At 71.0% G+C, this 23,694-nt stretch carries 15 protein-coding genes; all 15 read left to right on the forward strand.

All coding sequences use genetic code 11. The features are described from left to right. Positions 1–4: 4 nt before the first annotated feature. The 15 genes from SNE35_RS12190 to SNE35_RS12260 are packed head-to-tail and all read left to right on the forward strand — an operon-like array spanning position 5 to position 23,594. The gene (locus tag SNE35_RS12190) at positions 5–1,189 is read left to right on the forward strand and encodes a Pvc16 family protein (RefSeq protein ID WP_320423183.1); all 1,185 of its coding nucleotides are present in this window, start codon (positions 5–7) and stop codon (positions 1,187–1,189) included. Further along, positions 1,186–3,156: an ATP-binding protein gene (locus tag SNE35_RS12195; RefSeq protein ID WP_320423184.1), complete on the forward strand. Its 1,971-nt coding sequence runs from the start codon at positions 1,186–1,188 to the stop codon at positions 3,154–3,156. Before SNE35_RS12190 ends, SNE35_RS12195 begins: the two co-directional genes overlap by 4 nt. 8 nt (positions 3,157–3,164) lie before the next feature. After that, entirely contained in the window at positions 3,165–3,401 is a 237-nt protein-coding gene (locus SNE35_RS12200) for a hypothetical protein (RefSeq protein ID WP_320423185.1), read from the forward strand. Then, positions 3,379–4,035 carry a hypothetical protein gene (locus SNE35_RS12205; protein ID WP_320423186.1) on the forward strand — a complete coding sequence of 219 codons (657 nt, stop codon included), beginning with the start codon at positions 3,379–3,381 and terminating at the stop codon, positions 4,033–4,035. Before SNE35_RS12200 ends, SNE35_RS12205 begins: the two co-directional genes overlap by 23 nt. Before the next feature lie 16 nt (positions 4,036–4,051). Continuing rightward, positions 4,052–4,324, forward strand: a complete 273-nt coding sequence (locus tag SNE35_RS12210; protein WP_320423187.1) for a LysM peptidoglycan-binding domain-containing protein — start codon at positions 4,052–4,054, stop codon at positions 4,322–4,324. Positions 4,325–4,329: 5 nt separating this feature from the next. After that, positions 4,330–5,478, forward strand: coding sequence for a hypothetical protein (locus tag SNE35_RS12215; protein ID WP_320423188.1), 1,149 nt, complete (start codon positions 4,330–4,332; stop codon positions 5,476–5,478). Then, a complete protein-coding gene (locus tag SNE35_RS12220; protein WP_320423189.1) occupies positions 5,478–6,071 on the forward strand; it encodes a phage baseplate assembly protein V in 594 nt (197 codons plus the stop codon). Before SNE35_RS12215 ends, SNE35_RS12220 begins: the two co-directional genes overlap by 1 nt. Continuing rightward, positions 6,068–6,397: a hypothetical protein gene (locus SNE35_RS12225; RefSeq protein ID WP_320423190.1), complete on the forward strand. Its 330-nt coding sequence runs from the start codon at positions 6,068–6,070 to the stop codon at positions 6,395–6,397. Before SNE35_RS12220 ends, SNE35_RS12225 begins: the two co-directional genes overlap by 4 nt. 2 nt (positions 6,398–6,399) lie before the next feature. Then, positions 6,400–6,795: a GPW/gp25 family protein gene (locus SNE35_RS12230; protein ID WP_320423191.1), complete on the forward strand. Its 396-nt coding sequence runs from the start codon at positions 6,400–6,402 to the stop codon at positions 6,793–6,795. Then, positions 6,792–9,317, forward strand: coding sequence for a baseplate J/gp47 family protein (locus SNE35_RS12235; RefSeq protein WP_320423192.1), 2,526 nt, complete (start codon positions 6,792–6,794; stop codon positions 9,315–9,317). The genes SNE35_RS12230 and SNE35_RS12235 overlap by 4 nt, the downstream gene beginning before the upstream one ends. Next, a complete protein-coding gene (locus SNE35_RS12240; protein ID WP_320423193.1) occupies positions 9,317–11,968 on the forward strand; it encodes a baseplate J/gp47 family protein in 2,652 nt (883 codons plus the stop codon). The genes SNE35_RS12235 and SNE35_RS12240 overlap by 1 nt, the downstream gene beginning before the upstream one ends. Next, positions 11,965–14,298, forward strand: a complete 2,334-nt coding sequence (locus SNE35_RS12245) for a phage tail protein (RefSeq protein ID WP_320423194.1) — start codon at positions 11,965–11,967, stop codon at positions 14,296–14,298. The genes SNE35_RS12240 and SNE35_RS12245 overlap by 4 nt, the downstream gene beginning before the upstream one ends. A gap of 11 nt (positions 14,299–14,309) precedes the next feature. After that, a complete protein-coding gene (locus SNE35_RS12250; RefSeq protein ID WP_320423195.1) occupies positions 14,310–19,160 on the forward strand; it encodes a hypothetical protein in 4,851 nt (1,616 codons plus the stop codon). A 16-nt stretch (positions 19,161–19,176) separates the two neighbouring features. After that, complete coding sequence (locus SNE35_RS12255) at positions 19,177–21,834, forward strand: eCIS core domain-containing protein (protein ID WP_320423196.1); 2,658 nt, start codon at positions 19,177–19,179, stop codon at positions 21,832–21,834. Beyond that, the gene (locus SNE35_RS12260; RefSeq protein ID WP_320423197.1) at positions 21,831–23,594 is read left to right on the forward strand and encodes an eCIS core domain-containing protein; all 1,764 of its coding nucleotides are present in this window, start codon (positions 21,831–21,833) and stop codon (positions 23,592–23,594) included. Before SNE35_RS12255 ends, SNE35_RS12260 begins: the two co-directional genes overlap by 4 nt. The last annotated feature ends 100 nt before the right edge of the window (positions 23,595–23,694 follow it).

A 23,694-nucleotide genomic window follows, 5' to 3' on the forward strand; every position in this document is an offset into this window, starting at 1 on the left:
CACCATGGCCGCCGCCGACACCTCCCGCGCCATCGGCTCCGTCACCCTGCTGCTGCGCGACCACCTGATCCGCCGCGGTTTCGACGTGAGCGTGGGTCGGCCCGAGGAAGCGGCGGGCAGCAACGGCGGGCCGAAGCTCAACCTCTTCCTGTACGAAGTGGCCTTCGACCCGCACATGCGCAACGTCGAGCTGCGCCGGGGCGATCCGCCGCCGCTGTGGCTGATCCTCAAGTACCTGCTCACCGCCTTCGACGAGGGCGAGGACAGCGACAGCGCTGCTGCGCACGAGCTACTCGGCGGCGGTCTTTCGGTGCTGCAGGAGCTGAGCATCCTGCGCCTCGTCGCGCCGGTGATTCCCTCGGTGCAGGCGGCCCTGCAGGACAACCCCGAGGCGCTCACGCTCGGCTTCGACGAGGGCAGCGTCGACCTGCTCTCCAAGCTGATGCAGGGGGGCGACGAGCGCTACCGCCTCTCGATGGCCTTCCAGGTGCGGCCGGTCATGATCGTGCCGCCGAGCCCGACGCAATCGAGCCTGCTGGTCGGCATCGACTACACGACCGCGCCCAACACCATCATCGGCATCGACGGCGTTTCCATCGACGTGGCGCCGACGATGGGTCCGGTGCTGGCGCGCGTGGAGCCGGCGGCCTTCGAGGCGGGCACGACCATCGAGCTTTTCGGCGACGACCTGAACGGCGCCACTATCGAAGTCGCGCTCGGCGACCAGCAGCTCACGATCACCGACCGTCGGCCCGACCGCCTGCAGGTCACCGTCGAAGGCTCGCCCGGCACGCCGATCGCGGACGGCACATCGCTCTCCGCCGGCGAGCTGGGCCTGACCGTGCGCCGTCGCCTCTCGCCCACGCGCGTGCGCTCCAGCAACGTGCAGCTCGCCAAGCTGCTGCCGACGGTGGCGAGCGCCACGCTGGTCGGCGCCGACCTGCGCGTCACCGGCCGCCTGCTCGGCCACGGGCCGGCCGAGCCGAACACCGACGACGTGGTGGTCGTGCTGTTCAAGGATGACGGCTCGGTGAAGCGCCAGTTCGACGTGGTCGACCCCGCCTCCACGCAGAACCAGTTGACGGTGCCGGGTGTCGCCGGCGCCGGGTTGCCGGCCGGCAACTATCTCGTCATCGTCAAGGTCAACAACCAGCAGGCCCGTTTCAGTCCGCAGGTGGTGCTGCCATGAAGCCCGAGCTGCCCATCGCCTTCACGCCGGCGCTGGCCGTCGCCGATCCGATGGCCCGGCTGTGGCTCCGCCAAGCCATGCTGCGGCTGCGGCGCGAGGTGGCCTGGCTGTGGCGCGAGCGTGAGCTGCAGGGCTACCCCGCCGAGCGCAGCGAGCCGCTGCCCGCGATGCTGGACGCGGGCCTGGCATCACTCGATCTCACGCGTTACGTGGATGACAAGGCCGCCTTCTTCGCGCAGGACGTGACGGCCCGGCACCTGAGCGAGCAGATCAATGCCCAGCAGGTGGCCGACGGCCCGACCGGTGCGTTCTCCTTCGCCGTGCAGTCGCTCGCGCTGCAGCCGGTCGAAACCTTCGTGCTGGCGCTGGCACTGCTGCCAGCCATCGACGCGGCTGCCGGTCCCGTCATCGCCACCGTGATGAACGAGCCGGGCCGCGGCGAGCCGAGCCTGGCGCTCGCACAGCGCCTGTGGGACGAGCCCGCCGCGGTGCTGGCATGCCTGGATGCCTCGCATGCGCTGTTCAGCCATGGCCTGATGGCGCCTGTCGACGGCTGGGCCGCGCCGCTGCGCATGCCGGCGCGGGTGGCACGCGAACTGGCGCTCGGCGCACCGCGGGACAGCGGCGCCATGCAGCACCGCCGCGTGATCGCGCAGCTCGGCAATGCGGATGCGGGCGAGGCCGCCGGCCAGCCGCTGCGCATCGCGCAAGCCGATGCGCTCCCCGCGCAGATGACGCAGGCCTGGCTGCGCGGCGAGGCGCTCGTGCTGCCGCTGGCCGCCCTGGATGCGGACGGCCACGGCCACGAGAAGCTGCGCCTGCCGCTGCCCGCGCTGCCGCTCACGCTGATCGTCAGCACCGATGACCGCGCCGCGCTGCAGCGCCTCGCCGAGCCCCCGGTCCTCACGCTCGAATCCCCGCCCGCCAGCACCGCCGAACGCCTTGCCGCCTGGCAGCGCGCCCTGCCCGGCTCAGCCGACGACCCGGCCCTCGCCGAGCTGGCCCGCCGCTGGCGCTGCGAGCCGCCGCTGATCGTGAAAGTAGGCGCGGAGCTGTCGCGCCTGGGCCGTCCGCCGCGCAGCGAGGAGCTGTTCGCCGCCGCGCGCCAGGCACTGGACCTCGGCGCACTGGCCCAGCCGGTCACGCCGCGCTTCACGCTCGACGAGCTGATGCTGCCGCCCGCGCAGGCGCGGCAGGTGGACGAACTGGTCAACGCGATGCTCAACCTCGGCCGCGTCCACCAGCACTGGGGAACCGCCCGCGCCTGGAACGAGGGCGGGCTGGCCGCCCTCTTCGCCGGCCCGCCGGGCACCGGCAAGACCATGGCGAGCGAGGCCATCGCGCACGCGCTGCAGTTGCCGCTCTTCCGCATCGATCTCTCGCAGGTCGTCAACAAGTACATCGGCGAGACGGAGAAGAACCTCAAGCGCCTGTTCGACGCGGCCGATTCCGCCGACGCGATCCTGTTCTTCGACGAGGCCGATTCGCTCTTCGGCAAGCGCAGCGAGGTGAAGGATGCGCACGACCGCTATGCCAATCTCGAGGTGAGCTACCTGCTGGAGCGCATGGAGCGCTTCAAGGGCTTGGCCATCCTCGCGACAAACCGGCGCAAGGACCTCGACGAGGCCTTCCTGCGGCGGCTGCGCTTCGTCGTGGAGTTCCCCTTGCCGGGCGCGGCCGAGCGGCTGCGGATCTGGCGCAGCGTGATCCCGGCAGAGGTGGACGCGAGCGGCGTGGATTTCGACTTCCTCGCGCAGCGCTTCACGTTGGCCGGCGGGCACATCCGCGCCATCGTCTTCCATGCCTGCCTGCAAGCCGCCAAGGCCGGTGCGCCGCGCGTGCTGACGATGCAGCAGCTCATTCCCGCCGTGCAGCGCGAGTACGAGAAGCTGGAGCGCGCTTTCAGCCTCGACCAGTTCGGGCGGCACGCGGCGCTGCTGGCGCCGAGTGCGGAGAGGCGCACATGAAAGCGAACATGAATCGCATCGACATCGAGCGGCTGGACCTCGACCTGCGCGGCATCGACCCCGCGCTCGCCGAGGCCGCGGTGCGCCTGCTGGGGCCGGCGCTCGAAGCGCGGCTCGGCGGCGCGGCCGGCCGCATGCCCGAGGGCCGCACGCCGCAGGCCCTTGCCCATCACCTGGCCGAGCGCGTCGCCGGCCAGCTGCCATCCACGGAGACCTCCCACCATGCTGCGCGGCGCCCTGATTGAGTACGGTTCCGGCCTCATCGGCCCGATCCCGAACGTGGTGATCTTCCAGTACAACCCGGAGCAGCTCTCGCGCGCGCTGCAGGTGCCGCCGCGGCCGACCGGAGCCACCCAGCGCGAGACCACGCAGGCGGGCGAGACCACCTTCGAGCGCATCACGCTGAAGGCGCAGTTCAGCGCGGTGAACCTGCTGGACGAGGACAAGGCGCTGGCCCGCCTCTTCGGCATCGGCCCGCAGCTCGCGGCGCTGGAGAAGATGGTGCTGCCGTCGACCAAGATCGCCGGCGCGATCGGCGCGGCGATCGATGCCATTGCCGGCGCGGTGTCTCCCCCTGCTCCGCCGGCGCAACCGATCCCGCGCGAGGCCTATCCGCGCATCCTCTTCATCTGGGGACCGACGCGGGTGCTGCCGGTGACGATCGATTCGATGAACATCATCGAGCAGGAATACGACTTCATGCTCAACCCGACGCGCGCGGACGTGGACATCACGCTCTCCGTCATCGCCATCGACCAGTGTTCGGACGACATCGTCGCCAAGGGCGCGCTCGAATACTCGACGCTCGCGAAAGAGGCGATGGCGATCGCGAACCTCGCCAACACCGCGGAGCAGGTCGTCGACCTGATCCCGATCTGAACGAAGGAGACGACGGATGTTCCTCACCAACTCCCGCTACGCCCAGGTCGCCACGGTGACGACGACACTTTCCACCGGCGAGACCGTCGTGGCGCTGAAGCGTCGGCAACTCACCCCCGCGGTCGGGGCGCCGCAGTCGGTCGTCAGCGGTGACCGGCTCGACGTGATCGCCGACCAGCAGTACGCCGACGCGACCTGGTTCTGGCACATTGCCGATGCCAACACCGCGCTCGACAGCCGGGATCTCGTGGCCGAGCCCGGCGACACGCTCAACGTTCCGCAGACCTGAACACCATGGGCACCGCGCAATTCCGGGTCTGGTTCGGCACCGCGCAAGCAAGCGCGGACGACCTCGACCGCATCGAGGAGATCGAGGTGACGCAGGAGCTCGATCGCTTCTGGGAGGCGCGGATCCGCATGACGATGTGCCTCGATGCGCAAGGCCGCTGGCAGCACCGGCCCGACACGCAGTCAGCGCCCTTCTCCCGCGTACGTGTGGAACTCGACCCGGGCAGCGGCAGCTTCGTGCCGCTGATCGACGGGCCGGTCTCGCGCTTCGAGTCGCGGCTCGACTCGCAGCCGGGCCGCAGCACCGCCACCTTTGCCGTGCGCGACGACTCGGTGCTGCTCGACCGCGAGCACGGCACAGAAATCTTCCGCGACAAGACTGACAGCCAGGTCGCCGAGGAACTGCTGCGCAGCGCGGCGTCCATCGCCGATGTGCGCACCGATCCGTCCACCAGCGCGACGCACCCGATCACCACGCGCCGCGGCACCCGCCTCACCCTGCTCGCGCAACTGGCGCATGCCAACGCGCGGCGCGCCTACGTGCTGCCCGGCACGGCGCCGGGCCAGAGCATCGGTTGCTTCCTGCCGGATCCTGAGGAGGCCGACAGCAGCCTGCCCACGCTCACGCTGATCGGCGACGGCCGCAACCTCGCCGACGCCACCATCGAGGAAGACAGCGAATCGCCCGAGCGTAGCCAGGGCGCGACGCTGAGCCTGCAGAACGGCCGCATCACGAGCTTCCAGAGCAGCGCGAGCGATCTGTCCATCAGCGGCGATGCACCCGTGCTGGCCGATGGCGACACGCCTTCCCGCCTGCTGCCGCCGGCCGACGCACTGCGCGAGGACCTCACGGACGCCACCCAGCGCCGCGCGCGCGACGCCGCCTATGCGTTCAAGCTGACGAGCCGCGTCGTGCCCGGCTGCTATGCGGCGGTGCTGAGCCCGTACCGCAAGGTGCGCGTGGAATGCGGCAGCACGCCGTACAGCGGCACCTACCTGCTGACGAAGGTGGTGCACACGATCACGCCGTCAGTCTGGACCCAGCATTTCGAGGCCCGCAGCGACGGGCGCACCACCGTGCCGGCGGCGCCGGTGGTGGAAGCGCCGGGCGGCGGCCTCTCGGTTTCCTTCTCCGCCAGCGTGGGAGTCTTCTGATGGGCGCACTGACCGGCGACGTTCTCGAACGCAGCATCGAGCAGCTCACGCAGCACAGCGCGGGCCGCTTCTTCGGCAAGTTCCGCGGCACGGTGACGGACATCGACGACCCGGACAAGCTCGGCCGCATCAAGGCGACCGTGCCTTCGGTGATGGGCGCGGACACGCCGGTCGGCTGGGCGCTGCCGGCCTTCCCCTTCACCGGCGACAGCGCAGGCTATGTGATGCTGCCGGCCGTCGGCGCGATGGTGTGGATCGAGTTCGAGGCCGGCAACCTGGACTTCCCGATCTGGTCCGGCGGCTTCTTCGTCTCCGGCCAGCGGCCCAGCCCCGACACCAACGGCGCGCACGTCATCGTCACCCAGGGCGGGCACAAGCTCGTGCTGGACGACGATGGCGGCAGCATCAGCATCGAGCACTCGGGCGGTGCGAAGGTCGAGCTGACCTCAAGCGGCATCAAGCTCAGCATCGGCGCGAGCACGATGGAGATGAGCGCTACCGCCATCGACTTCAACAGCGGCATCGTGAAGATCGGCCCCGCGGGGGTGAGCCTCGCGAGCGGCGCGATGACGCTGGGAGTGCCGCCGACATGAGCTTCTTCCTCACCCCGGCCAGCACGGTGATGTGCCCGCACGGCGGGCAGGCGATGCTCTTCACGAGCAATACGCAGGCGCTGCTGCCCTCGGGGCCGGTGCTGCTGCTGACGGACGTGCACCCGATCGTCGGCTGCGCCTTCGCGCCGGGCGGCGTGCCGCTGCCCTGCCTGACGATCCAGTGGCTGACCGGCTCGCTGCAATCCACGATCAACGGCGTGCCGGCGCTGATGGACAACAGCGTCGGCCTGTGCCTGAACCCGAGTTCCGCACCGCAAGGCACGGCGATCGTGGTGCAGACGCAGACCGAGGCCTCGGGACTCTGACCATGGCGAGCAACCCCCTCCCCAACGGCCGGCACCTCGCCTTCCCCTTCCGCATCGGCAGCGACGGCCGCAGCGCGGCGCCGAAGTCCGATGCGGATCAGGTGCGCGACGAACTGCTGCAACTGCTGCTGACGGCGCCTGGCGAGCGCCTGTTCCTGCCCGAGTTCGGCGGCGGCGTGCGGCGGCTGGTGTTCGAGCCGGCCTCGGACGTGCTGCGCGGCGTGGTCAAGGCGCGCATCACGAATGCGCTGTCGCGCTGGCTCGCCACGAGGCTGACGGTGGAGCTGATCGACGTCACCTTCGACGATCCGAGTTCGCAGCTCGAAGTGACGGTGAAGTACCGGCCTGCGGGCTCGCCTGACTCGCGGGTCGTGAAGTTCCAGAGGAGCGGAGGATGACCGCGATCGTTTCACAGGACTTCGTCGACGACCGGGCGGATGCGCTGACGGCGGCGAATCTGAACGGGCTGAAGCTCGCGCTCGTCTCGCTGCCTTCGGGCTCGAACCCCGACCACGCCGACATCGACCTGCGCTTCTTCAACGACCTCTTCGTTGCCGCCATCCTGGCGGAGATCACCGCCACGCCGACGCGCGCGGGCCAGATCTTCCGCATCCGCGGTGGCACGCGCGTGCCGGCGGGCAACCTGCCCGGCCAGGTGCGCTGCACTGCCGTCGTCGCCGGCCCCACGGCCGAGCAGCTCTCGCTGCGCATCGAACCCGTCGGCGACTACTCGACCTACACCATCGAACTCGTCTGGGACGCCAGCCGCATCGACCCCTTCTTCTCGGACATCGACTTCCGCTTCCGCCCCGGCTGCTTCACCAACGACTGCGCGCCGGCGCTGCCCGGCCGGCCGCTCGCGCCGGGCCCGCGCATCGACTACCTCGCCAAGGACTACGACTCCTTCCGCCACACGCTGATGGTGGCGATGGCCGAGCGCGTGCCGGGCTGGCGCAGCACCAGCGAGGCGGATCTCGACCAGGTGCTGATCGACCTCTTCGCCGCCGCGGGCGACGAGATCAGCGACTACCAGGACCGCGTCAGCGCCGAGGCCTATCTGGCGACGACGCGCAAGCGCGTCTCGCTCGCCCGCCATGCGCGGCTGATGGACTACCACGTCAACGAAGGCAACCAGGCGAGTACCTGGCTCGGCGTGATCGTCTCGCCGGGGCAGGCGCCGTTCAGCCTCGACAGCCAGCAACTCGTCTGCTGGACAGGCGCGGCCACGCCGCTGGCGGACGAATCGGTCTTCTTCGCCAGCCGCGATCACTGGCTGCCGGCCGCGCAGCGCCAGCGCCTGGACCCGCTTGTCAACGAGCTGCACCTGCACACCTGGCGCCGCGCCCAGCCGGCACTGCGCGCCGGCAGCACGAGCGCCGACGTGACGACCGCCGGCGCCACGCAGCTCGAGGCCGACACGCTGCGGGACCTCATCCAGACCGGCGCGCTGCCGCGCCTGCTGATCGCCGAGGCGCTGAACCCGCTGACCGGTCAGGTCCCCGGCCGCGATGCGCGCAAGCGCCAGTTGCTGCGCCTCGTGCCCGGTGCCACCGGCGCGCAGGCGGCGCAGACGATCCACGATCCGCTCACCAACACCTTTCTCGTGCGCCTGTGGTGGCAGGAGGCGGACGCGCTGCGCCAGGACTACAGCTTCACCACCTTCTGCAGCGGCACGCCGGTGGACAACATCTCCGTGTTCAACGGCAACCTGCTGCCGATGCATGCGGGCGAGCCGATGGAGGTCTTCTTCTACGAACCCGGCACCCCGCTGCCGGCCGAGACCGACGAAGTGAAGCAGCGCTACTTCCAGCGCGGCACGCGCAATGGCGGCTTCGACTGGGTGCTCGCGCCGCTGCCGGTGCGGCCCAACGGCTTCGAGGCGCCGCTCGCCTACCTGCCGACACCGCCCGGCGGCGAAATCCCGGCGCAGTCCACGCTGCATGTGGAAGTGACGGTGCCGCTCGGCGGCACGGACCTATGGGACGAGGTCGAGTCGCTCGTCCACAGTGACGACAGCGCGGAGCTGGGCGACCAGTTCATGGTCGAGACGGACGAGCGCCGGCACTCCGTCCTGCGCTTCGGCAACGGCACCAACGGGCAGCTGCTGCCGGAGGGCGCCATCGTCCATGCGCAGTACCAGGTCGGCACCGGCAGCGAAGGCAACATCGGCGCGGACCAGCTCGTGTTTGCCCGGGGGCTGACGGGCACATTGAGCGGAGCCATCCAGCGCGTCTGGAACCCGTTCGACGTCAGCGATGGGCGCGACTATGAACCGGCCGAGAAGATCCGCCGCAACGCGCCCGAGGCCTACCGGGCGCGGCAGCTGCGCGCCGTCACGCTGGCCGACTACGTGCGCCGCGCCGAGGAAGTGGACGGCGTCTCCCGCGCCGTTGCCCGCTATGCGTGGACCGGTTCCTGGCGCACGGTGCGCGTGACCATTGACCCGGTCGGCACCATCAGCTTCGACGATGCGCTGCGCCAGCGCGTGGCCGACCATCTCGAATCCGTGCGGCTGATCGGCGAAGACCTGGAGCTGCGCCCGCCGCGCTTCGTGCCGCTGGACGTGCGCATCGTCGTCTGCCTGGCCCCCGAGTTCTGGCGCGAAGACCTGCGCTTCATCCTCGACCAGGAGTTCGGCACCACCTACACCTCGGATGGCCGCCGCGGCTTCTTCCATCCGGACAACTGGACCTTCGGCCAGGCCCTGCACCGCAGCCAGATCGAGGGCCGGCTGCAGCAGGTGGCCGGCGTGGAGCATGTGGTCTCGATCACGATGAAGCGCTTCAATGCGCCGACGCCAGGAATCCCGGGCACGGAAGAGCTGGAGATGGCCTTCAACGAGGTCGTGCTGCTGGCCAATGACCCGGACCACCTCGAACGCGGCCTGATCCGCTTCGACCTCCGCGGCGGGAGAGTCTGATGGCTTGCCAACCGTTCACCACTGACGACTTCCTCTTCCCCCGCCCGGCGAACAACCGGCCGGCGCTGCCGCACATCACCTATCGAATCGGCCGCTATGCCGATCTCTACGAGCAGATGCTGCGCAACATCGATGCTGCGGAACCGCTGCTCGCCTTCACTCACCGCGAGCCGGACGACCCGGCCATCGCGCTGCTGCAGGGCGCGGCGATCGTCGGCGACATCCTCAGCTTCTACCAGGAGCACTACGCCAACGAGGCCTACCTCCGCACGGCGCAATGGCGCGAGAGCGTGGCCGATCTGGTGCGGCTCACCGGCTACCGCCTGGCGCCCGGACTGGGCGGACGGGCGACGCTCGCCATCGAGGCGCGCGGCACCGCGCCGGTGACGATCCGCGCCGGCTGGCCGGTCAAGGCGGACCTGGCGGACGTGAGCAATCCGGCCGACTTCCAGACCGTCGAGGAACTCGTCGCCCAGCCCGCGCTCAGCCGCTTCAACCTGTACCGCCGCCGCATCGCCCAGCCGCTGCTCGCCGCGGGCGGTACGCATCTGGAACTGTCGGCCAGCGCGCAAGCCTCCGCGCAGTTGAAGAAGGGCGACAAGCTGCTGCTGATGTCCGACGAGTCGATGTACAGCAGCAACGGCGCGAGCTGGACGGCGCAGAAGGCGCCGCAGATCGTCACCATCGCGACCGTCACGCCGCACCTGGACCGCGTGCGCATCGAACTCGAACACGGCCCGAGCGAAGGCTGGACGGCGCCGATGCGGGCGCTGCGCATCGGCCGCACGCTGCGCCACTTCGGCCATAACGCGCCATCCACACTGACCACGCCGATCACCGACGGCAGCGGCACCATCACCGGCAGTTCCAGCGCCGCGACGCGCTTCGAGCGCTACATCTACGCCTTCGAGTCCACCTACTACTTCGGCGACGCCTACACGACGCTCGACTGGACCGAGATGCCGCTGGACGTGGAGGCGCCGGACTTGGCCGCCGGCCGGCGCCTGATCGTGCAGGGCCGCATCCACTTCGACGGGCAGACGACGCCGGTGCCTTTCGCGGTCACGAAGACCGTGACTGCCACGCGTTCCGGCACCGTGCGCTGGGGCAACCTCCAAGGCCCGTCCACGGTGCTGACGCTGGACTCGAACCTGATCGTCAACGGCAACATCCACTACGAGATGGCGGACATCCGGGACCTGCGCTTCCTGGAGATCACGAGCCCGGAGCTGAGCCTCACGCCGCCCACCGGCTATGCCAGTGGCGCTTTCGCCAGCGGCAGCGCGGCGCTGTACTTCTACGGCACCGCCGCCGAGGTGCAGCAGATGAGCGGGCGCCGGCTGTGGCTCTCCGCGACGGACGGGCGCAACGTCGAGCTCGTCTGCACCAACACGCCGACGGTGTTCGCCTTCGCCGCCTTCCTCAGCGCCACCGCCGCCCGCATGTGGCCGCTGTCCTTCGACCGCCCGCCGCTGCCCTTCACCCAGCAGGATTTCGACGAGGACACGCCGACCATCACCGTCTACGGCAACCTCGTCGATGCGACACAGGGCAAGGCCGAGGCGGATGCGACGCTCGGAAACGGCGACGCGACGCAGGCCTTCCAGACCTTCACGCTGCCCAAGGCGCCGCTGACCTACTACATCACGGCGGACGGCACGCTGCGGCCGGAGCTGCAAGTGTGGGTCGGCGGGCGCCTGTGGACGCGGGTGGACGCGCTCTTCGGCAACGGCCCGAAGGACGAGGTCTACATCGTTCGCGAGGACGCGGACGGCCGCAGTCATGTGCAGTTCGGCGATGGCGAGACCGGCGCGCGCCTGCCGAGCGGCGTCGGTAACGTGATCGCGCGCTATCGCAGCGGCGACGGCGCGCGCGGGCCGATGAAGCCCGGCGCCCTGCCCTCCGCGCCGGAGCGGCCGGCGGGCTTCGACAAGGTGAACATCGCCGGCATCGTCAGCGGCGGTGCGGATCCCGAGGACGCCGGCAAGGCCCGCGAGGCCGCGCCGGGCAAGGTGCAGAGCCTCGGTCGCATCGTCAGCCTGCGCGATGTGGAAACGGAGATGCTGTCGATCGCCGGCGTCGTCACCGCGGCGGCAGCGTGGGACCTGGACGGCGGCGTGCCGGCGGTGATCCTGCGCGTGCTGCTGCAGGCCGGGCGTGAGGACGAGTTCGCCGCGGTGCGCACCGCCGTCGTCCACGCGCTGCGCTGCCGCGGGCCGAACCGCTGGCCGGTGGTGATCGAGCAGGCGGTGCTGCGCTATGTGTGGCTCGACCTCGCCTACGCCCGCGACCCGACCTACCAGGCCGCCGACGTGGCCGCCGCCATCCGCACGGAGCTGGGCCTTGCGGAGGACGCGAACAATCGCACCGGCCTGTTCAGCCTGTCGGCGCGGCGCCTCGGCGAGCGCGAATACGCCAGCCGCATCGAAGGCCGCGTGCAGAACGTGCCCGGCGTGCTGTGGTGCAAGGTGACGGCCGACGGGCTGCTCTCCGGCGGCGAGCAGCCTGACCCATCCAAGCTGCACGCGCCCGCGCCGCCGCGCCCCCGCATCGCCACGCTGCGCTGCGCCGCGCGCGAACTGCTGCAGCTCAGCGGCCAGCACCTGACCCTCACCGAGAGCGCCGAGCCGAGCGCGGGAGAGTGCGCATGAGCAGCAGTAGTGTTCCGCTCTTCGACCGGCTGCCGGAGATCTACCGCGTCCGTGATGCGGAGCAGTCGCCGCCGGACCAGCTCAAGGCCTATCTCGGCGCCGTCGAGGACGTGTTCGGCGCGCTGCACGACGACGTGGCGCAGCGCTACGAAGACCTGTTCATCGACACCTGCGCCGACTGGGTCGTGCCCTACATCGCCGACCTGCTCGGCACGAGCCATCTGAAGGGCGACCCGCGCACGCTGCGCGCCGACGTCGCCGACACCATCGCGCTGCGCCGCCGCAAGGGCACGCTGGGGGCGATCGAGCGGCTGGCCGTCAACCTCACCGGCTGGGCCTGCCGCGCGGTGGAGATGCGCGAGAACCTCGGCTGGACGCAGCACCTCAACCACCAGCGCCCCGACGCCGGCGGCCAGCCGCCCTACGGCGACGCACGCCTCACCACGCTCGGCCACCGCATGACACCGCGCGGCGGCACTGTGCCGATCCGCGACCCGGCGGCACTGGCGCTGCTCGGTACGCCCTTCGACAACTTCGCCTACACGGCGGATGTGAAGCCGAACCTCGTCAACGGCAGCGTCGACCACGCGCGGCACATCAACCTGCCGGACCTGGCCGTCTTCCTCTGGCGCCTCGCGGCCTACCGCCTGCGCCTCGTGCAGCCGTTGGCCAAGGGCGCGACGGACCTCGGTGCGGCCACGCCGGCCGGCCTCGCGCGCTTCTGCATCCGGCTGGACCTGCACCCGCTGGACCTGCCGGTGATCCTGTTCAACACCAGCCGCCCCGGTTTCCTGCAGGCGGACGGCGGCACGCCGCTGACCGAGCCCGATGCCGTGCCCGGCCCGCTGCTCGATGCGCGGCTGACCAGCGGTAGCGAAACCGGCCACCCCGAGGCCTACATCGCTATCGATTTCTTCGACGATGCGCCGACGCCGCCGACCGGCTTCGACCTCGCGGATACCGGCCTGAACCTGTTCCTGCCGCAGTCCGAGCAGCCGGTGTTCTCGACGACCACCTGGCGCTTCCGCGGCGACAACCTCTGCGCCTGGGAGACGGGCTTGCGCCGCCCGCTGGCCGACGGCGAGATCGCGATCGACGGACGCATCGGCCGGCTGCTGATCGGCGTGGGCAATGCGGCGCAGCGGGATGCGCTGGTCGATGCGGCGGGCACGACGGCGCGCGTCTACGCGAGCTTCACCTACGGCGCGCCTGGCCCGGTGGGCGCACATCCGATCAGCCGCACGCCGATCGATGGGCTGAGCGGCCTCACGATCCGCCATGCGAGCGCGATGCCGGGCGGCACCTCCTTGCAAAGCCAGCTCGGCGGCCTGGACACGGCGACGCAGCCGGTGCTCGTGCAGATCGACGACAGCCTCGTCCACGAGCTGGATCTCTCGGCCATTCCGGGCACCGTCGTCGACGGTGGCTTCGCGCTGCAGCTCGCGCAGTCGCTGACGATCCGCGCCGCAGACGGCCACCGACCGGTCATCGTGCTGCGGGTGCCCCTGGCCTTCCGCCCGGTCGATGCGTCGGCGGCCACCATCGACGGCCCGGCCGTCCGCTTCGAGGGCGCGCTGATCGCGCCGGCCGCGAGCGGCTATCCGGCCGGCGCGCCGCTGGTGAGTCGGGCCGCCGTCACGAGCCTAGCCTTCGTCGGCTGCACGCTGTTCCCCGGCGGCCATTCGCTGCGCAACGGCACCCGCGCGCCGATGCAGCCGGCCATGGACCTGCGCAACGGCTACGGCTTCACCGTCGCGGCCGACGAAGCCGCCTTCGTGCCGACGCCGCACGTCGTTCTGCAGCGCTGCATCACCGGCGCGCTGACCATCGACGAGCGCTACCGGCTCGACCTGCAGGACTGCATCGTCGATGCCGACACGGGCCTGGCCATCGGCACTCCGGCCGATCCGGCGAACGGCTGGAGCTGCGCGCTGGACTTCTCCGGCATCACCGTCTTCGGCAGCGTTCGCACGGCCGCGGTGGGTGGCAGTGGCGGCATCTTCACGCAGCCCTTCGCGGTGCTGGACAACCAGCACGGCTGCCTCAAGTTCTGCAGCTTCAGCGAAGGCGCCAACCGGCTGCCGGCCAACCATTTCTGCGTGCGCGCGCCGGACGCGGTGCAGCGCTTCACCTCCGTGCGCTTCAACGCGCCGGGCTACGGCCAGCTCGCCTTCGGCGCCGATCTGCGCATCCGCACGGTCGGCCCCGGCGACGACGCGATGGGCGCCTTCGGCTTCCTGCTCGAAGCGCACAAGTGGATCAACCTGAACACCCGGCTCGCCGAGTTCATGCCGATCGGAATCCGTCCGCTGACGGTCCCGGTCACTTAGGAGTAGCAGCGATGCAAGGCGATTTCTCGATCCTCAAGTTCGACCCGCATGAGAACGAGCGGCCCGTCGGCGCGCCTGCGCTCGGCGTGCTGCGCAACGTCAACGGCGTGCTGCACCAGCAGGGGCGCGTCAGCACCGATGCGGACTTCAGCGAAGGCGAGCTGCTGGACCTCGGCTGGCAGGCGCAGGCGGGGCGCGACATCATCGGCGCGGGCGTCTGCGCCGTGCCGGCGGACGATGCGGACGGCTTCGAGGTCACCGCGGCCTTCGTCAGCGGCGGCGCGGTGCATGTGAAGTTGCTGCCGGGGCATGCCTGGGTGGATGGCATCCTGGCGCAGCTCGCCGGCACCGGCGCTGGCGCCGTCGAGCGCGTGGCCGACTACCTCGGCCCGCCGATCGCCTCGCCGCAGCCGACCGTCGACAGCCTCGGCGACGGCGTGCGCGATGCGGTCATCCTCGAAGTCTCCGAGGAATCGCTGAACGCCTTCCAGTACCCGCAGGCCCTGGTCGAACCCGCACTCGGCGGCCCGGACACCAGCGAGCGCGCCTACGTCAACATGCGGCTGCGCCTGCTGCGCCTGGCCGACGGCGAGGACTGCAGCAACATCCGCGGCAGGCTGCTGGACGACCCCAACGCGAAAGGCCGGCTGACCGCGACGCTCGCGCCGACCCTCGCGCTCGGCGGCGACTGCCCGGTCGTGGGCGGCGGCGGCTACACCGGCTTCGAGCATGCGCTGTACCGCATCGAGATCGCGGCCACGACCGGCATCGGGCGCTTCAAGTGGAGCCGCTTCAACGGCGGCCTGTGCGGGCGCGGGCGCTTCGATGCGACCGTCAATCCGGCCACGGTCACGATCGACGCGGGCCTGCCCGCCATCCTCTACAGCGGCCTCGCGAGCTTCTACCTGGAGGCGCTGCAGTACGACGAACTCGCCGGGCAATGGCGCGTGGTCTACGGCAGCAACGCCACGCTCGGCGCGGACAACACGCTCTCGCTCGGCGCACCCGCCGTGTTCGGCACGCTGCCGGCGACGACCGATCCCGTCTTCTTCCGCCTCTGGGACGGGCTCGAGGAGATCGGCGCCTTCACCAACGCGCTGAGCCCGGTGGAACTGCGCGACGGCATCCGCCTCGTGTTCGATGCGGCGACGCCCGGCAACTACCGGCCCGGCGACTACTGGACCTTCCCGCTGCGCGCGGGCGAGATCGGCAACCCGGACGTGCTGGTGGACGACGCGCCGCCCACCGGCATCGTCTACCATCGCGTGCCGCTGGCCGAGATCGACTGGACCGGCCGGCTGAACACCGACATCAGCGGCACCATCGAAGACTGCCGCAAGCGCTTCCGTCCGCTCACCAACCAGAAGCTCTGCTGCAGCTTCCTGATCGGCGACGGCGTGTCGAGCTTCGGCGACTTCAATTCGCTGGAGCAGGCCGCCGCGCAGCTGCCGCAGGCCGGCGGCGAGCTCTGCCTGCTGCCCGGCATCCACCGCACGAACCTGAAGCTGGACGGCCGCATCAACGTGACCATCCACGGCTGCGGCCGGCGCACGCTGGTGCTGCCGCGCGAGGAAACACCGGCGGACCCCTTGCTGCAGTTCACCGACTGCACCGGCATCCAGGTGCACGGGCTGGACATGGCGACCTACGACGGCATCGGTATCCTGCTCATCGGCCGCAAGGAAGGCAGTTGCAAGGAGATCGAGCTGCACCATCTGCGCATGGTGGCGCGCGTGCACTGCATCCGCGCGAACGAGGCGGCGGAGCTTCACATCCACGACAACCGGCTGCACCTGCTGGACACCGTGGCCGGCCTCACGACGATCTCGCTGGCGGCGGACGACAGCCTGGTCGAGCGCAACACGCTCGTGCTGGTCCCCTTCGTCGAGCGACCCAACGACCCCGGCCAGCCGGACGACGACCCGACCCGCGACCCGGCCGACCCCTGCGCGCGGCCGATCATCCTGTACCGCTTCCCGAAACTGGTGCTGCTGTATCTGCGCAATGTGTGGAGCCTGGGCCTGGCGACCCTGCTGCTGCCGCAGCCGCCCTACCGGGCGCTCGGCGGCATCCACCTGCGCGCGGGCTGCGAGCGGGTGCGGCTGCTGGAGAACCACGTCGTCGGCGGTGCCGGCGATGGCATCGTGCTCGGCGGCGACCTCGATCCGCCGCCCCCGCCGCCGCCGATCCTGCTGAACGTGGCGCTGACCGCGCTGCAGACGCGCGCGGCGCTGACGCGTGCCGATGCGAGCTCAAGCGATGAAGCGCCGGTCGCCGTCAACGTCGACAACACGAGCCAGTTCCTCGCCCTCGTGCAGGACGAGCAGGGCGTGCCGCAGCCCGATGTGGACGTGTATCTCGAGGCCACGGACACGCAGCTCTCCACCAACGCCGCGAGCAAGCTGCGCGTGGCGGCGGGCACCACCTTCAGCGACCGCACCGACGAAGACGGCATGGCGAGCATCAAGGCCGTGCCGGGCCGCGCGCTGCTGACGGTGTCCCCGAGCTGGCGCATCGTCAGCATCAAGGAGGCGCGGGACCAGGGCGTGCTGAGCAATGCGATCACCGTGGCGCCGCGCGCGGCGGCCAGCATCAGCAAGGCGCAGGCCTTTCTGCACGAGATCTCGATCGAGGGAAATCTCGTCGAGCAGATGGGGCTGTCGGGCATCGGCTTCGCCCTGCGGGCGGGTGCCAGGCTCGCCGCTGCGGCGGGCGCCACGCTGAGCACCAACGATGCGAAGTCGAACCTGATCGGCATGGTCGACACCGCGCTCGGCACGCTGGCGCTCACGCCGCTGCTGCGCGCCACGCATCCGGTGCGCGACCTGGAGATCCGCTGCAACCGCCTCGTGCACAACCTGCGCACGCCCTTCACCGAGGAGATGCTCGCGCAGGCGCAGCAGATGGGGCGCGGCGGCATCTCGCTGGCCATCGTGGACGGCGCTGCCATCAGCGAGAACCACATCGAGGACAACGGCGTCAACGCGATCGACCCGGCCTGCGGCATCTTCATCGGCTGGGGCAACGACGTGGACATCGGCGGCAACGTGATCGCGGCCAACGGCGCCATCACGGCCGACTACGAACAGCGCCGCCGCGCCGGCCTGCGCGGCGGCATCTACGTGCGCTTCAGTGGCGCGCTGACGAACCAGCTCTCCACGTCCACCGGCCGCAAGGCGGCGCTGCGCCTGCACGACAACCGGGTGGACCAGCCCGCAGGACGCGCGCTGACGGCCTTCGCCTTTGGGCCGATGTCGGTCGTCTCCAACCACCTGAGCAGCGCCTACACGGGCCGCTTCGGCATCATCGACAGCGCCATCGGCGGCGTGCTGCTGCTGAACCTCGGCGGCATCCACCGCCTGATCGCGCGCCTGGCCGGCAGCAAAATCGACAACAACCGCATCTTCGTGAACCGCGCCGAGGCCGCCCTGCCCGGCGGCGAGACGATCTACGACGACAACTTCGTGCGGGTGGATGCGGTCAACCGCTCGATGATGGCGCAGGCGCTGGTCTGCCTGGACGACCTGGGCTACTCCAGCAACACCAGCGCCGCGTATTGCGCCGACCCGTTCTTCCTCAATACCGCGCTGGTCGCCGATACGCTGCGCGCCACCGGCGGCCGGCTGCGTGAGGAAGCGACGCGCACGCTCTCGATGCTGAGCCTCGCGATGCGGGCCAACATCACCTCGCAGAACCATGCGGATCACTGCATCTTCGCCCTGCCCGCCAGCAGCTCCACGCACGTGCCGCGCACGGTGGATGTGCCGAACCACGTCTTCGACTCGACCTTCTGCCGCAGCGCGACCGGGGCGAACCAGTCGATCGGCGTGTTCGCTGCGCCGGCGCTCAATGCCTATTCCGCAGACCTGGGCGGCACCGTCGCGACCGATGCCTTCCAGGCCGACGAGGTCGCGACGCTGGGGCAGCGCTACGCCGGCAATGGCGTGATGCAGGTCAACACCACGCAGGTGGCGATGACGCAGCGCTACCAGGTCGAGGCGAAACGGATGGAGGCGAAGCTGGGCGCGCAGCACCCGACGACGGTGGCGCTGAACGCGCGCGTCGAGGCTGCGGTGAGCGCGCAGTCGCTGCTCTCCACCGGCGCCGAAGCCGTCGCCACGACAACGCCCACGCGGCCCGACGGTGGCAGCACCTTCAGCGGGCGCCTCGTCAACACGAAGGGCCAGGGCCTCGGCGGCTACTCGATCGAGCTGCTCGTCAGCACGGCGGGGGCCGCGGGCTCGACGCAGGTCGGCCGCACCGACGCCAACGGCGGCTTCGGCATCGCCTTCGACGCCAACACCACCGCGCGGCTGCAGCAACTCGGCAAGCTCACGCCGCGCGTGCTCGATGCCAATGCGAAGGAAGTGCTGCTCGGGCCGGATCCGGTGACGATGTCGCCCGGTGCCGATGTGCAGATCACGCTGACCCTGCCGCTGCGCATCGTGCCGCGCTCGGTGGTGATCGACGGGACGGTCATCTACGGGACGGGAACGCCGCCGCCACCACCTCCTCCACCCCCGCCGCCACCACCGCCACCGCCACCGCCACCGTCACCACCGCCTCCTCCTCCGGCACCGCAACCACCGCCGCCCCCGGTGCCGCCGCCTCCGCCGCCCACGCAGATCCGGACTGCGCTGGAGAAGCTCGACATCAGTGACGACCAGCGCAAGCAGCTCCGCGCCGCCGGCATCGTGGATGTGGAAGGCATCATCGAAGCCGGCCAGGACAAGCTGGCCAAGATCTTCGGCAGTGCGGACATCGCCAAGCGCGTGTTGGCGCTCGCGATGGCGCTGCTGAAGCGCAACACGACGCCGCCCCCGCCTGCACCGACGCCGAAGAAGAGCAAGCGAGGCAAGTAAGCAGCAAGGCCGCGCCATGGCGAATGCAGTCCACGCCACCCGCAAGGCCAGCCCGCCGCGCAACGCCGCAGCGGCGCCGCGCGAGGCCGCGCAGGGGAACAAGCGCTCGGCGCGGGCCGCGCCGGCGCCGGGCGCTTGCGCCTGCGGGGGCGGCTGCCCGCGCTGCGCCGCTGCTGCTGCCACTTCTGCCTCGGGCTGGCCCGCGAGCGTGCTGCGGCCGATGGAGTCGGCCTTCGGCACCGACTTCTCCGACATCCGCCTGCACCGCGACTCGCGCCGCGCGACCGAGCTTGGCGCGCTGGCATTCACCCAGGGCCGGGAGGTGCACGTGGCGCCCGGCCGCTGGGCGCCCCATTCGGCCGCGGGCCGCGAGCTGATCGCGCACGAGCTGGCGCATGTGCAGCAGCACCGGCAGGGCCGCGTCGGCGGGATGCATGGGCAGATCAACGCGGAACCGACGCTGGAGCACGAGGCCGATGCGCAGGCTCGGCGCGTGGTGCAGGCACGGCCGCTCGGAACGGGAACGCCCATCGCCGTCAACACGCCAGCCACCGGCCCCGTCCAGCGCGTGCCCGATCCCGAAGCTTGCGCCGCGCCCGCCGGCATGGCCTGCCAGACGCTCGCCACCGAGCCGGCCGCCGTCAGCCAGGCCTTCGCCTATCCGCAGAACTCTGCCACGCTCACCCGCGCCTGGCGCACGGCCATCGACGCCCTTGCCGCCACCTGGCACGCGCAGGGCGACAGCGGCGTGATCCGCGTGGACGGCTATGCCAGCGCCGAAGGGCCGTGCGACTTCAACTGGTCGATCTCCTGCCAGCGGGCTCAAGCGGTGGTGGCCGAACTGACGAACCCGATCGACGGCAGCCCCGGCGTGCCGGCTGCGCGCATCGACGTGTTCGCCCACGGAGAGAGCAATGCCGCGGGCGCGGCGCTGCCCGGCAACCGGCGGGCGACGATCAGCCTGCCCGGCGCCGACCCCGGGCTCTCGCAGGCACACGGCGCGGACCAGCGGGCCGACGCGGCGGGCCATGTCTCCACGGTGCCCGATGCGGACCTCGCCCGTGAGTTCGGCTACGAGCTTGACCCGAGCAGCCGGCCTGCCCCGGTGGTGCCGCCCGTGGTGCCGCCGGGCGGCCCGCCAGGCGCTCCGCCGGTGATCCCGCCCCCGCCGCCGCGCGTGCCCTGGGACGGCGTGGCGCAGAACGCCACGCCGGCCGAGACCGCGCGCGCCGACGCCGCGCGCAGGGCGATGACGACCGAGCTGTTCGCCGCGTACGACGCCTACCTGACCTTCTTCCGCCCCACCGTCGTCGCCCAGTTGGCGCGGCCTCGCGTGCCCTTCACCGCCCCGGCGGCTGCGGCAGGCGCAGCGGCGAATACGGGCGTGGTGGACATTGCCAACCAGGCGCGTTCGGTGCTGGAGAACCGCTTCGGTGTCTCGATGGATGCCTCGGCGTCCACCGCCGCCCAGGGCTACAACCGCGCCGCCCGACACGCCGCCCCGACGGCCGACCCCAACATCTTCGACCCCTACAGCGCCGCCGACCGCCAGGCCGCCACGGCCACGCCCGACCTCGCGCCCGGCGTGGCCTGGTGGCTGTTCGAGAACGACGTGCCGGGCGCTGCCGGCGCCGCCGGCTCGCGCGACTTCGCAACCACCGTGCTGGCGCGCCACCACTACGCCACGCAGGACCCGGGCGCCGAGCAGTTCCGCAGCGATGTCGCGCTGGCCTACGCTGCCGCCCGCACGCTTCCCGCTCCCGGCAACCGGCGGCAGCTCATCGACTACCGACTGGCCCAATGGAGCGAACGCGGGCGCTTGGGCATCACGCTGCAATCCGCGTTCGACCCCGGCCCGAATGCCAACCGCGCGCAGCTGTTTCAACGCTGGAACCTCTTCAAGACGGCGACGCACGAGAGCCTGCATCTGCGCGCGCATCCGGCCTTCGACGCAGCCGACAAGGGCCGCGGCGCGCTGAAGGAAGGTTTCACCGAAATGTTCACCGTCTCCACGCTGAACACGGGCCTGCTGGCCGGCGTGCGCGCCGGCACGAACGAGCCGCTGCGCCACGTCGTGGAGGGCCAGGTCACGACGCCCGCACCGGACGCGTCGCTCATCACCGACGCGGTGACGCCCGCGCAGTACGCCGACCACCGCGCCGCGGCCGAGCGCATCCGAGACGGCGGCACGCCCGCGGGTGGCATCCTGCATGGCGGCATCGGCGAGGCCGGCGTGCGCGCGGTGTACTTCCAGGGCCATGTGGAGTACCTCGGCCTGGATGCCCACGGCGACCCGCTCGGCGGCCTGCCTGCGGCCGGCGTGCCGCGCACGGTCCACATTCCTGCGGGCATTGCCGGCCTGAACGAACTGGCGCTGCGCAGCAACGTGCCGCGCGCCACCATCGAGGCGGACAACCCCGGCATCGCCTCGCCGCTGCCGGCCACGGCCGTGCTGCAGGGCTGCGAGGAGCACGTCGTGGTGACGAGCAATACCGTCTTCCCGCGCACCAACGTCGCCGAGAGCGCGACCGAGACGCGCGAGCAGATCGCCACGCAGCACGGCGTCTCGGTGGCGGCGCTCGCGCAGGCCAACCCGGACATCCCGCTGGATCCGGTCACCCACGCCTGGCCGCCGCTCGCGACGGGCCAGCGCATCCTGATCCCCGCACGATGAACAGGACGTCCGCCCGCGCGCCATCCAGTCACCCGCGTGCCGTGACTGCCGATGCGCCGCATCGCCGCGCCGCGCCGCAGCAGCAGGCCGCGCACGGCGGCTGTGCCTGCGGCGGCGGGTGTCCGCGCTGCCGCGGCGCGGCAATCACCGGCTCCGGCTCGGTGCGCCAGAACGAGGCCGAAGCCGAACGCGCCGCGCATGGCGCCACGCGCAGCTCCACTACTGCACCCGCAGGCGGACTGCGTCCGCTGCCCGCGACCGCGCCGCCGCCGGGCGTGCGGTCCGCCGGCCAGCCGCTGCCGGGCGCGGCGCGTCATCAGCTCGAATCGGCCTACGGCTGGGACCTCGGCGCCGTGCGCCTGCACAGCTCACCGGCCGAACGCGGCGAGGCGCATGCACGCGGCGCACAGGCCTTCGCGAGCGGCAGCCACATCGTGCACGGCGGCCGCGGCGCGCAGCCCACGCCGCATGTGCTCGCGCACGAGGTGGCGCATGTGGTGCAGGCGGCGGTGCACCCGGGCGCGGCGGGGCTCGTCCACCACTTCGAGAGCCCCGAGCACGAAGACCTTGGCGACAGCGCACTGCAGGACCTGCTCGCCTTCCTGAAGACCGAGGAAGGCAAGGCCTGGGCCGCCAAGCGCGGCCTCGATGCCGCCGCGCTCGCCAGGCAGATCGAGGACGACCCGCTGAAGCAGGCCGGCGGGCGCATCACCGCCGGCACGCGCATGCGGGACGGTCATCTGCAGAAGGTCGGACTGACGCCCGGCGAGATCATCGCCCTCTCCGGCGACCTCTACGACGGACCCGATGCCATCGCTTCCGCCGCGAAGCAGAACGTCGCCAAGGGCGACGAGAAGAAGGGCAACGAGATCGACCAGTTGCTCGGTGCCATCGGCCAGGAACGCCGCGGCGAGCTGGACGACTCGAACAAGACCTACGAGTCCATCACGCAAGGCCGCTACCTGACGATGGCCAAGTCCAACGACGCCCACTTCGCGCCGAAGAATCGCGCCGAATGGCGCCGCCTGCACGAGCAGGCCCTGGTCGAGGCGAAGACCGCCGGCACCAGCGAAGGCGCGATCAACCATGCCCTGCTGACCGACGCCGCGGGCGGCCACTTCCTCACCGATGCCTATGCCTCCGGCCACCTGTTCAAGAAGAACGAGCTACTGGCCGCGATCCAGCTTCACCTGGCGGCGAATCCGCTGCGCACATCGAGCCCCGAGGTGCAGGGCTATGCCGCCGTCGTCTCGGTGAGCGGCAATGCCGACCAGCTCCTGCTGAAGAACATCCACGACCGCCTCAACCAGGAAGGCTTCGACGTGACGAATGCCGCTGGCATGAGCTGGCGCACCTTCGGCGACGCGGGGCTCTCCAAGGCGCCGGACACGCAGCGCATCGCCTCGCTCGCGGTGTTCACCTCGCGCCAGCAGGTCTACGCCGCGCAGCGTGGCGAGTCGCCCCAGCCCAAGGCCGTCGAAGATCTGATGCCGGACGACGCGACCCTCGCGCGCGCCACGCAGACCGCCATCGGCTACATCCCCTGGGCCGCGGCCAACGTGCAGGGCCTGATGTACCGCGGCCGCAAGCTCGCCACGCTGCAGTTCCCGCCCGTGCTCGGGCAGATCATCGAATCTAACCTGTCGACGATCGCCAATCCGGGCCGCGAGCGGCAGCTGCTCGATCTGCAGAGAAGCAGCGAGACGACGAATTCCGGCCCGCAGTTGGCGCCGCAGTTCACGCTGCTGGATTGGAAGTAGGGAGCGGGCGACGACCATGGCTGCCACCTGCACCGCCTGCCGGGCCGGCAAGGACAAGAAAGCAGCGAGCCCGAAGAAGGCCACGCCTGCGCGGGCGCGC

Source organism: Roseateles agri, from assembly GCF_034043675.1.
Lineage (GTDB): Bacteria > Pseudomonadota > Gammaproteobacteria > Burkholderiales > Burkholderiaceae_C > KK5.

Coding starts and splice junctions, on each gene's coding strand:
- SNE35_RS12190 (WP_320423183.1), top strand. CDS start 5: ATGGCCGCCGCCGACACCTCCCGCGCCATCGGCTCCGTCACCCTGCTG.
- SNE35_RS12195 (WP_320423184.1), top strand. CDS start 1,186: ATGAAGCCCGAGCTGCCCATCGCCTTCACGCCGGCGCTGGCCGTCGCC.
- SNE35_RS12200 (WP_320423185.1), top strand. CDS start 3,165: ATGAATCGCATCGACATCGAGCGGCTGGACCTCGACCTGCGCGGCATC.
- SNE35_RS12205 (WP_320423186.1), top strand. CDS start 3,379: ATGCTGCGCGGCGCCCTGATTGAGTACGGTTCCGGCCTCATCGGCCCG.
- SNE35_RS12210 (WP_320423187.1), top strand. CDS start 4,052: ATGTTCCTCACCAACTCCCGCTACGCCCAGGTCGCCACGGTGACGACG.
- SNE35_RS12215 (WP_320423188.1), top strand. CDS start 4,330: ATGGGCACCGCGCAATTCCGGGTCTGGTTCGGCACCGCGCAAGCAAGC.
- SNE35_RS12220 (WP_320423189.1), top strand. CDS start 5,478: ATGGGCGCACTGACCGGCGACGTTCTCGAACGCAGCATCGAGCAGCTC.
- SNE35_RS12225 (WP_320423190.1), top strand. CDS start 6,068: ATGAGCTTCTTCCTCACCCCGGCCAGCACGGTGATGTGCCCGCACGGC.
- SNE35_RS12230 (WP_320423191.1), top strand. CDS start 6,400: ATGGCGAGCAACCCCCTCCCCAACGGCCGGCACCTCGCCTTCCCCTTC.
- SNE35_RS12235 (WP_320423192.1), top strand. CDS start 6,792: ATGACCGCGATCGTTTCACAGGACTTCGTCGACGACCGGGCGGATGCG.
- SNE35_RS12240 (WP_320423193.1), top strand. CDS start 9,317: ATGGCTTGCCAACCGTTCACCACTGACGACTTCCTCTTCCCCCGCCCG.
- SNE35_RS12245 (WP_320423194.1), top strand. CDS start 11,965: ATGAGCAGCAGTAGTGTTCCGCTCTTCGACCGGCTGCCGGAGATCTAC.
- SNE35_RS12250 (WP_320423195.1), top strand. CDS start 14,310: ATGCAAGGCGATTTCTCGATCCTCAAGTTCGACCCGCATGAGAACGAG.
- SNE35_RS12255 (WP_320423196.1), top strand. CDS start 19,177: ATGGCGAATGCAGTCCACGCCACCCGCAAGGCCAGCCCGCCGCGCAAC.
- SNE35_RS12260 (WP_320423197.1), top strand. CDS start 21,831: ATGAACAGGACGTCCGCCCGCGCGCCATCCAGTCACCCGCGTGCCGTG.